The following is a 10,605-nucleotide window of genomic DNA, read 5'->3' as shown; positions in this document are numbered from 1 at the left end:
TTATTTATTTTATTTTTATTGGGATACCTGAGACTAACAAATAACATTCATCAGCCAAAGCAGCAATTTTTTGATTTAATATCCCCAGTGTATCCACATATTTTCTTGTCATACTATCTGCTGGGATTACTCCAAAGCCCACTTCATTTGTAATGATTATTATATCAAAGTTTAGACTACCCATTGTCTGCAATAAATAAGTAGTGTATTCTTCAATATCTTTTTGATAATGGAAAAGATTTGCAAGCCATGTAGTCATACAATCAATTAAAATTACTTCAAAATCACTATTATTTTTTAATGCTTTATGTATATTGATGGGCTCTTCTATTGTATGAAAAAGATTACCTCTTTCAGCTTTATGTTTATTGATTCTTTTTACCATTTCTTCATCAATTGGCTCTGCAGTAGCTAAGTATGCCCGGTTGGTATATTTTAAAGCCAATTTAGTAGCAAAATCAGTTTTACCACTTTTGATTCCACCTGTGATAAGAGTAACCATATTTATTAAATACCTCCAATAAATAATTGAGACTGTTTAATAATTTTGAGAAATCAAAAAGTTCTATTGATATTGTAACATTGTAATCTATTGCAAAATCGAAAATGTATTTAACAAGGTTTAGATCCAAATGGCATATTTCCTGATGGTCTTTATCAGCATTAACACCATGTAAATGAATATATTTTATTTTCTCACCATACTTTTTAATAATTTCAAAAGGGTTTTCATTATTAAGTAAAGAGTGGCCGATATCATAGCAATATTTGATTTTAGTATTTTTTAGACTATCAAAAATATTTGAAGACACTGTATTTTCTATCAAAACTGATGGGTTTAAATGGCAAATTTTTTCAATGGATTCAAAATCATCTCCATTTGAGTGAAGAAAAAAGTATGAAACATTTAAAGAAGTTAGATTTTTGATGAATGAAATCATATACTCCAAATCATCAGGATTATTTAAATTTCTATCGTAAGGAAGATGAGCAGAGTATTTTGTGTCTATTTTTTTTAGCAGTGTTAATTCATTTTTATCTAACTGGTCATACTCTCTTTTACTTTCAAAAAAAAGCAATTCTATTTCATCAAAAAGATGCTTTAGCTTTAATACATTCATTATCCTTGTATCCTGATAAATAAATGAAGTTGTTGCTAATTTTGGTATCTCTTTTTTCATATATTAGTTCCTTTATTTAGCTACCAGTTTTTAATTGCTAAACAAAAAATCCCCATTTCCCTGCAAGCTTCTACTTTTTCTTCAAAACCACCAGATTTTCCACTTACTTTTGTTACTAACAAATCTATGTCAAACTCTTTGATAATAGCTTTATTAAAATCTTTAGAGAATGGACCCTGAATTGCTATTATTTTATCATAATCAAATCCAGCCTCTAATACATCTTTTATGGATTGCTCAAAGGGGAGTATCCTGACATAGGCTTTTTCATTTAAGAAAGAAAAATGTTTTATCATTTTACTACCAATGGTTAACAAGATTTTTCTAAAATCATTCTCTTTTAAAAATGTGATGGCTTCTTTTAAGGAGTTTGCATATATTAGCTTTTTGTAAGTAATACTTATCTCACTTACCCTTATAAAGGATTCGTATGTGATATTTAAGGTATTTGCAGCATCTTTAGCAATTTTTGTAATCTCTTTTGCAAAAGGGTGGGTAGTATCTACAATTTTATAAATATTGTTCTCTTTGATAAAATCTTCTAAACTTTTTTGGTCAAATCGTTTTAAAATAACTTTATCTTTACCAAACTTTTTAGAAAACAGTTTATACCCATATTCTGTAGCTACAGAAATTATGTACTCTTTTTTGTTGTTTAAGTTTAGATTTAAATATTTTTCAGTATCAGATGTTCCACCCAAAATAAGTATTTTTTTACACATTAAAGCACACCTTTATCATGGCATTAAAAGCTGCTGCTGCTATACCACTGCCACCTTTTGTCCCTTTATTTGTTATAAATGGGATATCAGTTTTTGTGAGCATCTTCTTTGATTCTGCAGCTTTTACAAAACCCACAGGGAATCCAACAACAAATATATTTTTATCAGTATATAAACTATTTAATTCTATAACCTTTAGTAAAGCTGTTGGGGCATTTCCAATAACAAAGATTATATTATCAAAGTTTTCAAAAGCATGTTCAATAGAAGTTTCAGCTCTCGTTTTCCCCTCAAGTTTTGCAAGATCTTTAATGTTTTCATCTGAAATAAAGCAGTGTGTTTTTAGTCCACTAACTTTTAAATATTTATCTGTAATTCCAGCTTTTACCATATTTACATCGCATACCACTGCTGGTTTTGTCTGCATGATTTTTTTAAAGTTTGTAAGCCAGTTATTAGAAAAAATAATCAGTTTAGCAAAATCAAAATCACCTGATGCATGAATAACCCTTTTTACTACAACTTTTTCTTCGTCACTAAATTTTGATAAATCTACATTTTGCTCTATAATATCAAAACTCTCTTTTTCTATTGATAAACCTTTATCCATTTTTAACCTCACTAAAAAGGATTGCGGTGGATAGATAACCAGCATCATTAGGGATATCATCTGATAATAGGTCAAAAATCCTCTCTTCTGGCAAAGTTGCCCTTTCTATTAAAAAACCTTTTTTTACTAAATTGTTATTTTTGACAAAAGCTATTAGCTCATTTAACCTTTTATGCACTTTCATTATCACTACTGTAGAAAAATTACTTAATAAATCATCCAGTTTATCTAAATTGTTTGAAAGCTCTACTACACAAAAAGACTCATCTTTTATTACTAAATTTTCATTAATTCTATTTGCAGCAGCAATAAAGGATGGGACACCAGGGATTTTAATTACATCTATATCAAAAAGTTTTAACTTTTTCTCTAGATAATTAAAAGTGCTGTATATGGAAAGATCGCCAATTGTAACATAAGAAACCATTTTCCCTTCAGATAAAAAGTCGTTTATGTTTTCAGCTAATTCTTTATATCTTTTATCAAGTAAATTTTTATCGTTATTCATAGGAAAATAATATGTGTAAATTTTTGAGGAAGAAACATGTTTGCTGATAATCTCTTTTGCCAGACTTCTGCCATTTTTATCTGATTGAGGAGTAACTACAACATCTGAATCTTTTAAAATATTTAAAGCTTTTAAAGTAATAAGCTCTGGATCTCCAGGGCCTAATCCGATTGCATATATTAGTTTTTGCATTTTGTGCACCCTTCACCTTTAATGGCAAAACTGTTTGTAAAAAAGTTGGAAAATTTAACCACTTCACCAATTAGCATTATTGCAGGGAATTCAATCTCAAAATTAGAGTTCAGTAGGTTTTCAACATCTGAGACGATTATTTTTTCATCTTCAAAATCTAATTTTTCACCAATAGCAACTGGAGTTTTTTTGTTTAACCCATGTTCTACCAATAATTTTAATATTTTCATAAAATTCTTAACTCCCATATAGACTACTATACTCATGTTTAAATCCACGATTGCTTTCCAGTTGTATGCTTCATTTAGCTCACCATCTTTTTTGTGACCTGTTATGAAAATTACACCAGAAGAAATCCCTCTTGCAGTAAGAGCTGTTTCTAATTTTGCAACAAATTGTGATACTGTAGTAACTCCAGGGACTATTTCGATTAAAGCATTACACTTCCTGGCTACTTCAATCTCTTCAAGGCTCCTAGAATATATAGAAGCATCCCCACCTTTTAACCTAACTACGGTTTTATCTTCTAAAAGAGCTTTTTCTATCAAGCTGTTAATTTCACATTGAGAACAACTTGGTTTGTAAGGGGTTTTACCAACAAATATTTTTTCACAATTTACTGCATCCAACAAACTATTATCCACTAACCTGTCGTACAAAATGATGTCTGCTTCTTTAAGCTTATTTAAACCTCTTAATGTTATTAAATCTTTATTTAAGCCTGCTCCAATTAGGATAAGTTTTCTCATTTTAAGCTCCAATTGTAAAAAATGTTATTTAAAAAAAGGATGTTATCTATTGTTTTTGTATTTGCTCTTGCAAAATCAAGTTCATTTACTTTGATAAAAATAGTTTTCATGTTTCTAAAAAGTGGCCTTTTATCTGGTGGGGTTGGGGCTTTGTTCATAGGACCAACTTGGTAAATATAGATATCAGGATTTAGCGAAATGGCCTTTTCGATAGAAAATTTGACAAGTTTTTTATTTATATCTATCGCGTTTATCCCACCAGCCTTTTTTATGATATCATTTATTATGCTGTTTTTCCCTGCTACTATATAGGGTGTTTGTGTGATTTCATATATTACTTTGGGCTTTTTGTTCAGCTTTTTTATCTTGGATAGTTTATTTTTTAATTCATTTATTAAATTATTGCCAGATTCAGATACATTCATCATATAAGCTATCTCTTTTATTTGCTCAAATATTTCTTTGATAGTTTTTGGATCATATTTGTATGTTTTTATGTGAAATTTATCCAAACTGTTTGGTAAGAAACGATTGTTTGAATAGATAATTAAATCTGGATTTAAAGAAAGCATTAATTCTAAATTTGGTTTTAGGTGAGAACCCACTTTAACGGCGTTATCAAAACCTTTTATATGCTTTGTAATACCTACAACTTTATTGTTTAATCCTAACTTTATAAAAATATCAGCGCAGGCTGGAGACAATAAAATTACCCTTTCATAAGCTAAACTGCTATTAGTCAATAAAATAAAAACCATCAATACATTTAAAATCCACTTCAAAAACTTCATTCAAAATCTCCTTGTTTAAATCGTTAATATTTACTTTGCAAAGGATTTCCCCTTTTTTTAAAAATACTATCTCGTCTACTAACCCTTTTAAGATATTGATGTCATGTGATGATAGTATTATGCTTTTGTTCTCATTTGCTAAAATCTCTTTAACTGTCTTTGTATGCTTAACATCAAGCATAGAAAAGGGCTCATCAAGTAAAATAATGTCCGTATCCTGATTTAAAACTCTTGCAAGCATTACTCGTTTTTTCTCTCCACCAGAAAGCTCATTAAATTTTCTATCTTTCAAATGATAAATATCCAGTTTTTTTAGCCACAACTCAGTTTTTTCAATATCGTAATCATCAAATTTGCCTAAGGTTTTGGGATATCTTCCAAATAATACGGTATCAAAAACATCAAACCCAAAAATAATTTCGGAAAACTGGGGTAAATAAGAGATTAAATTTGCAAGCTCAATAGGTTTATAGTTAGAAATTTGTTTGTTTAAGATATTTAGTTCACCTGTAAAATTTTTATTTACTCCACTGATGATATCAAGCAGAGTGCTTTTACCAGCACCATTTTCACCTAATAGAGCTATTTTTCCCCCTTTTGATACAGTTAGATTATCAATTTTTAATGTAAAGTCTCCAACTTTTGCATTTAAATTTTTAATATCAATGATATTCATTTACCCATACCAGATATTTTTTAATTTATATTTCATTAAAAACAGGAAGAAAACCCCACCAAAAAATGAGGTGGCTACACCTACAGGCAGTTCTGCACCAGAAGGGATGATTATTCTGCAAACTGTATCTGATAGAAGAAGGAAATTTGCTCCAAATAGCGTAGAATAGATTAAATGGGTTTTCATATCAGGCTTAAAAAGCCCCCTAACAATATGCGGGATAATAAGGCCGACAAAACCAATGATACCACTAAAACTCACAGCAAAAGCAATAAGTATGGAAACTATTATAAAAAGTTTTTTTCTGGTAATTGCCACATCAATGCCAAGTGAGTTTGCAGTTTTATAGTCGTAGGCTAAGATATTTAGTTTAAAACTATTTTTAATAAGAATGAGAAAGCTTGAAATTAGCACCAGCAAAAGAATAAAAACCTTTAGGTAGGATACATCATAAAATCCCCCCATCAGCCAATAGATAATTGAGCCTAAAGATTCATCAAAATAATATTTCAAAAAGCTTATAATCGCCGAGCATATTATATTTAAAATAATTCCAGCCAGTATAATGGTGGTATAGTGAAATGATTTATCAATATTGGTAAGCCTAAATACAATATATAAGCCTATTAATGCAAACAGGATGGCAATAATAGGGGTGAATGATATATTTAATCCTAAACCGATACTTATTGCTGCACCAAGCGCTGCTGAGGCAGAAATACCGGTGGTAAATCCATCTGCCAAAGGGTTTCTTAATATTAGCTGTAAAATAGAGCCACTAAGTGAAAGCATCCCTCCTATAATAAAAGCTGTCAAAACCCTTGGTAATCTCACATTTAATAATAACTGCAATGTCAAATTGTTAAGACTTACTGCACCATTTGTCAAAGAAAAGGAAAAAATTATGATTGTAATTATCAAAGCTACGATAAATTTATTCATTTAAGATTAATCCCACCATCCTTTGCAGCATCTTTTAAATGCTCTAAAAAAATCTTTGCAAAATCGTTGTTAGAACCAAGCCCTTCAATTACAGGGATAACCTTTACCCCTTCTTTTTTCAAAACATTTTTCCAAGAATCAGGTTCATCCCCTGCCATATCATTTTTTGCATGATCACCAGCTACCACCATGAATGGTTTTAAAATCACTTTTTTGACTTTTTGTTCTTTTAACTTTTTTATTACATCATCAAGACTAGGATAACCTTCTACAACACCTATAAATGTTTTTACATCAGGATATTGTATATTAAACTCTTTTTCTGTTTCAATATATGCACCAGTGGAATAAAATTCATTCCCATGCCCCATATAGACAAGTGCAGCATTATGTTTTTTCGCTAACTCCACATCACTTTTTAATGCTTTTACTACCTCTTTTATATCTTCATGATAATCGTATTTATCACCATAAGTTCCGAGTGCTGGGCGACCCACCACGATTTTGTGAAATGGCTTCCATCTCTTTTTAATTGTTTGAATAGAGTTTAGGCCTCTAGCATATTCTAAAAGGTCAGAGAACTCTTCACCATGGTAAATATGTGTTGGCTGGATAACAATGTTTTTATACCCTTCGTCAGACAAATCACCTAATGTAGCAATAACCCCTTTTACATTTAAAATCTCTTTTGGTACCCCTTTTTTTATCCACTCTTCAGGGTGTTTATTTCTTTTTTGCCATATCTTTCTTATAATATTTGAAGTAAAAGTTACTCTAACTTCGGTATTGGGGAATTCATTTTTAACCATATTGATTATATTGATAATAGATTTTAATGCTGAAGGATGAGTTGTGCCAAAGCTTGCAATTACAATTGCTGTTTTTTCTGTTTTATTCTTTTCCATTTTAGCCATACTAACTCCTGTCGTTAAGAGTATTGCTGCAAAAATAAAAATAATAACTTTTTTCATCTAACACCCCCCAATTATATTTTTTATTATGCAATTGTCGCTTAAAAAATGAAAATGGGTATAACTTGCAAGAGTGTTATTTTTTACAAATCCATCATAGTTAACACTATTGTCAGTAAGTTTTTTGATTTCAAAAACAAAATCTTCATTACACTCTTTTATTTTAGAATAATGAAATTCATGGCCAATGAAATTTTCACCCTTTTCAAATAAATCAGTATGTTTTAATGAGGTAACATTTACATAACCTAAGGCTTGTCTTTTATCAGTCATTTCAACATTTACATCAAACAGTTTACACATTTCAAAAAACTCATTTTTTACTTTTATCCCATTTGATAAAAACATCATCCCACCACACTCTGCAAGGATAGGTACCCCTTTTTTGGATGCTTCTTTTATATAATTTTTAAGGTTTAAGTTTTTTGAAAGTTGCTCAGCATAAAGTTCAGGATATCCTCCACCAAAATATATAAAATCAGGATTTTCAGGTAATTCATCTTTTAAAGGGGAAAAATTGATAACTTGAAATCCATTTTCTTCTAGAAAATCTATATTATCCTGATAATAAAAATTAAATGCTTCATCAAAGGCAATATAGGCTTTTTTATTTTTAGTTTTTGACTTTTTCTTAATAGATACTTTATTATAAATGTAGTCGATATTTTCATAAATTTTTTCTACATCAACATAATTTGAAAAAGTATTAACAATATTATCATAAAGATTTTCTTCTACTTCAAAAGCTGTATAAATACCTAAATATCTTGAAGGTAAAACTAAATCTTTCATTTTTGGAATAGCACCAAAGACTTTTAAATCAGTGTGATACTCTATTGCGTTTATTAGCATTTTTTCATGTTTTTTAGAGCCAACATTATTTAAAACAACACCTGCCACATTGATATTTCCACCTAAACTAATCAAACCTTTTATCCTTGAAGCAATTGTAAAAGATGTTGAGCTTGAATCCAATATGAATAAGACTGGGAGGTTGAGCAGTTTTGCCACTTCGTAGGTGCTACCAGCAAAAGTTTTATAATCTATTCCATCATAAAAGCCCATTACCCCTTCAATTATTGCCATATCATAGCTATTAAGCTTTAATAAAAAATTATGTTTTAATTTTTCTTTATTTATCAGTACTGTATCTAAATTATAAGCGTTATTTCCAGTAGGATGCTTTAGGTGGAGTGTATCAATATAATCGGGGCCACACTTGAAAGGTAAAACAGATTTATGATTTAAAGTGAAATATCTTGATAAAAAAATTGTAAAAAGGCTTTTCCCTGAGCCACTTTTATCAGATGCTATTAAAACTGCTTTTTTAACCACTTGCACTCTCCAGCCTCGTTTTTGAGACCGGAGAGCCAAATTTCTAACGCACTCCGGTCCCAATACCCGGGGACACTTACACCCATAATTTGGGTGAGGCACAGGTCTTCTGGCTCGCCTTCATCCTACTCGCCCGCCTTCCCACCAAGCACCTATATATTAGGTGCTCAGCAGTGGCTCAATGGGCTTTCGTCCAGCTCACAGCTGCGGGTACAGCGCCGGATTTTCACCGGACTTCCCTTGTGCCTAATAAACCAATACCCGAATAAAAAATTTTTTTCAATAATTTCTTGAAAATTAGAATTGTTTTAATTATTTTCTAAGGAATGCAAATAAGGGTTGATAATCTTAAAAAGTGTTTTGGAAGTGTTGAGGCTCTAAAAGGTCTATCTTTTACAATAAAAGAAGGTACTATTACAGCACTTCTTGGCCCTAATGGAGCTGGTAAAACTACGACAATAAATATACTAACAGGGCTTCTCAAGGCAGATGATGGAGATATTTTCTACGGTAATTTAAAATTTAATTATAACAATAAAGATATAAAGAAATTATTGGGAGTAGTGCCGCAGCAAAATAATATTGATAGAGATTTAACTGTTTATGAAAATTTATTGGTTCATTCCATTTTATTTGGGCTAAAAAAGTTTGAAAGAGATAAGAAAATTAATGAGATTTTAGAATTTACTGGTTTATTTAATCAAAAAAATAAAAAAGCTGGAAAACTCTCTGGAGGGATGAAGAGAAGGCTTGTCATTGGTAGAGCACTGCTACATAATCCAAAGATATTGTTTTTGGATGAGCCTACAGTTGGTTTAGACCCAGCAACCAGAAGGCATATATGGGATTTTGTCAAAAATATTAACAAGACGATGGGGTGTACTGTAGTTTTAACTACGCATTATATTGAAGAAGCTGAACTTTTATCAGACTATGTATATTTTATAGATAAAGGGAAAATTATAAAGCAAGGCGAACCTGAAAACTTAAAAAATCAATTAGGAAAGTATGTTTTAGAAATTTTTAAAGATGGTAAGACTGTTGAGGAATATTTTGATACTAAGAGTAAAGCTATTGAAAAATTAAAATTTATGGAAGCTATAAGCTCTGCAAAAATTAGGGAAGTAAATTTGGAAGATGTATATTTAAAATTAACTGGTAAGAGAATAGAGGTATGATTAAAGGGGTTTATGGCGTTTATTTAAGGGAGTTGTTAGTTTTAAAATCGAGGTTCTGGAAAGTAATTTTGTCAAGTGCTATTTCCCCCCTTTTGTTTTTACTAGCTTTTGGCTATGGTATTGGCAGAAGTTCTCAAATTGATGGTTTTAGTTATGTCTCTTTTTTAATCCCGGGATTGATAACTATGAGCTCGATGAATCAAGCCTATGGTATATCTACAGAAATTAATATTTCGAGATTTTATTTTAAAGTATTTGATGAATTTTTACTGGCACCTATACCTAAGTGGCAGATTGTGATTGGGGAAGTATTATATGGAATTACAAAAGGGGTAGTCCCTGTAACAATAGTTTTAGTTTATGGTATAATTATTGGGGTTAAACTTAATATAAGCATATATTTTATTTTCTCCGTAATGCTACATCTTGTAACATTTTCATTACTTGGATTTATAATTGCTTTAATTGTAAAAAATCATGGGGATCAATTTAGTGTTAACACTTTTGTTATTACACCTATGATTTTTTTATCTGGTACTTTCTATCCTGTGGATAAAATGCCTGTTGTAGTAAAATATATAGCTTATGCTTTTCCACTGACATACTCAACAAGTTTGATTAGAAATTCTTTACTTTTAAAAACAATTTCTTTTTATTATGTTTTCATATTATTTGTTATTGTGATCTTTTTGTATTTAATTGCAATAAGAATAGTAAATAATTTAGAAACTGCATAAAAAACTTAAGCAT

Annotated in this window: 13 protein-coding genes and 1 riboswitch; of the genes, 2 read left to right on the top strand and 11 right to left on the bottom strand. The window is 30.2% G+C overall.

Annotated features, from left to right (window positions below):
* Positions 1–4: 4 nt before the first annotated feature.
* The 11 genes from cobU to OWM07_RS04130 are packed head-to-tail and all read right to left on the bottom strand — an operon-like array spanning position 5 to position 8,677.
* Entirely contained in the window at positions 5–502 is a 498-nt protein-coding gene (gene cobU, locus OWM07_RS04180) for a bifunctional adenosylcobinamide kinase/adenosylcobinamide-phosphate guanylyltransferase (RefSeq protein WP_423302415.1), read from the bottom strand.
* Positions 465–1,181 (bottom strand): cobamide remodeling phosphodiesterase CbiR, encoded by a 717-nt coding sequence (cbiR, locus tag OWM07_RS04175; RefSeq protein ID WP_423302414.1) that lies wholly within the window; start codon positions 1,179–1,181, stop codon positions 465–467. The genes cobU and cbiR overlap by 38 nt, the downstream gene beginning before the upstream one ends.
* Before the next feature lie 20 nt (positions 1,182–1,201).
* Positions 1,202–1,903, bottom strand: a complete 702-nt coding sequence (gene cobK / locus OWM07_RS04170; protein WP_423302413.1) for a precorrin-6A reductase — start codon at positions 1,901–1,903, stop codon at positions 1,202–1,204.
* Positions 1,896–2,513 (bottom strand): precorrin-8X methylmutase, encoded by a 618-nt coding sequence (locus OWM07_RS04165; RefSeq protein WP_423302412.1) that lies wholly within the window; start codon positions 2,511–2,513, stop codon positions 1,896–1,898. The genes cobK and OWM07_RS04165 overlap by 8 nt, the downstream gene beginning before the upstream one ends.
* Positions 2,506–3,213, bottom strand: coding sequence for a precorrin-2 C(20)-methyltransferase (gene cobI, locus OWM07_RS04160; RefSeq protein ID WP_423302411.1), 708 nt, complete (start codon positions 3,211–3,213; stop codon positions 2,506–2,508). The genes OWM07_RS04165 and cobI overlap by 8 nt, the downstream gene beginning before the upstream one ends.
* Positions 3,201–3,962 (bottom strand): uroporphyrinogen-III C-methyltransferase, encoded by a 762-nt coding sequence (gene cobA / locus OWM07_RS04155; protein ID WP_423302410.1) that lies wholly within the window; start codon positions 3,960–3,962, stop codon positions 3,201–3,203. The genes cobI and cobA overlap by 13 nt, the downstream gene beginning before the upstream one ends.
* Positions 3,959–4,753 (bottom strand): ABC transporter substrate-binding protein, encoded by a 795-nt coding sequence (locus tag OWM07_RS04150; RefSeq protein WP_423302409.1) that lies wholly within the window; start codon positions 4,751–4,753, stop codon positions 3,959–3,961. Before OWM07_RS04150 ends, cobA begins: the two co-directional genes overlap by 4 nt.
* On the bottom strand, positions 4,698–5,429 hold the full coding sequence (locus OWM07_RS04145) for an ABC transporter ATP-binding protein (RefSeq protein ID WP_423302408.1): 732 nt from the start codon (positions 5,427–5,429) through the stop codon (positions 4,698–4,700). The genes OWM07_RS04150 and OWM07_RS04145 overlap by 56 nt, the downstream gene beginning before the upstream one ends.
* On the bottom strand, positions 5,430–6,371 hold the full coding sequence (locus tag OWM07_RS04140; RefSeq protein WP_423302407.1) for a FecCD family ABC transporter permease: 942 nt from the start codon (positions 6,369–6,371) through the stop codon (positions 5,430–5,432).
* Entirely contained in the window at positions 6,368–7,342 is a 975-nt protein-coding gene (locus tag OWM07_RS04135; RefSeq protein ID WP_423302406.1) for a sirohydrochlorin cobaltochelatase, read from the bottom strand. Before OWM07_RS04135 ends, OWM07_RS04140 begins: the two co-directional genes overlap by 4 nt.
* A complete protein-coding gene (locus OWM07_RS04130; RefSeq protein ID WP_423302405.1) occupies positions 7,343–8,677 on the bottom strand; it encodes a cobyrinic acid a,c-diamide synthase CobB in 1,335 nt (444 codons plus the stop codon).
* An 82-nt stretch (positions 8,678–8,759) separates the two neighbouring features.
* Positions 8,760–8,955, bottom strand: a riboswitch (cobalamin riboswitch).
* Between the two features lie 48 nt (positions 8,956–9,003).
* Here OWM07_RS04130 and OWM07_RS04125 point away from each other — a divergent pair.
* Both OWM07_RS04125 and OWM07_RS04120 read left to right on the top strand, forming a co-directional pair.
* Positions 9,004–9,855: an ABC transporter ATP-binding protein gene (locus tag OWM07_RS04125; protein ID WP_423302404.1), complete on the top strand. Its 852-nt coding sequence runs from the start codon at positions 9,004–9,006 to the stop codon at positions 9,853–9,855.
* Complete coding sequence (locus OWM07_RS04120) at positions 9,852–10,592, top strand: ABC transporter permease (protein WP_423302403.1); 741 nt, start codon at positions 9,852–9,854, stop codon at positions 10,590–10,592. The genes OWM07_RS04125 and OWM07_RS04120 overlap by 4 nt, the downstream gene beginning before the upstream one ends.
* Positions 10,593–10,605 lie beyond the last annotated feature (13 nt).

This window comes from Deferribacter thermophilus, assembly GCF_049472675.1.
In the GTDB taxonomy this organism is placed as follows: domain Bacteria; phylum Chrysiogenota; class Deferribacteres; order Deferribacterales; family Deferribacteraceae; genus Deferribacter; species Deferribacter thermophilus.
The sequence above is the reverse complement of the archived record's forward strand: the minus strand, read 5'-3'. Positions and strand labels throughout refer to the sequence as shown.

What these genes read in the sequence shown, in the direction of transcription:
- cobK (WP_423302413.1), bottom strand. Translation starts at nt 1,903, where the DNA reads ATGTGTAAAAAAATACTTATTTTGGGTGGAACATCTGATACTGAAAAA.
- OWM07_RS04165 (WP_423302412.1), bottom strand. Translation starts at nt 2,513, where the DNA reads ATGGATAAAGGTTTATCAATAGAAAAAGAGAGTTTTGATATTATAGAG.
- OWM07_RS04125 (WP_423302404.1), top strand. Translation starts at nt 9,004, where the DNA reads ATGCAAATAAGGGTTGATAATCTTAAAAAGTGTTTTGGAAGTGTTGAG.
- OWM07_RS04150 (WP_423302409.1), bottom strand. Translation starts at nt 4,753, where the DNA reads ATGAAGTTTTTGAAGTGGATTTTAAATGTATTGATGGTTTTTATTTTA.
- cobI (WP_423302411.1), bottom strand. Translation starts at nt 3,213, where the DNA reads ATGCAAAAACTAATATATGCAATCGGATTAGGCCCTGGAGATCCAGAG.
- cobU (WP_423302415.1), bottom strand. Translation starts at nt 502, where the DNA reads ATGGTTACTCTTATCACAGGTGGAATCAAAAGTGGTAAAACTGATTTT.
- OWM07_RS04120 (WP_423302403.1), top strand. Translation starts at nt 9,852, where the DNA reads ATGATTAAAGGGGTTTATGGCGTTTATTTAAGGGAGTTGTTAGTTTTA.
- OWM07_RS04135 (WP_423302406.1), bottom strand. Translation starts at nt 7,342, where the DNA reads ATGAAAAAAGTTATTATTTTTATTTTTGCAGCAATACTCTTAACGACA.
- OWM07_RS04145 (WP_423302408.1), bottom strand. Translation starts at nt 5,429, where the DNA reads ATGAATATCATTGATATTAAAAATTTAAATGCAAAAGTTGGAGACTTT.
- cobA (WP_423302410.1), bottom strand. Translation starts at nt 3,962, where the DNA reads ATGAGAAAACTTATCCTAATTGGAGCAGGCTTAAATAAAGATTTAATA.
- cbiR (WP_423302414.1), bottom strand. Translation starts at nt 1,181, where the DNA reads ATGAAAAAAGAGATACCAAAATTAGCAACAACTTCATTTATTTATCAG.
- OWM07_RS04140 (WP_423302407.1), bottom strand. Translation starts at nt 6,371, where the DNA reads ATGAATAAATTTATCGTAGCTTTGATAATTACAATCATAATTTTTTCC.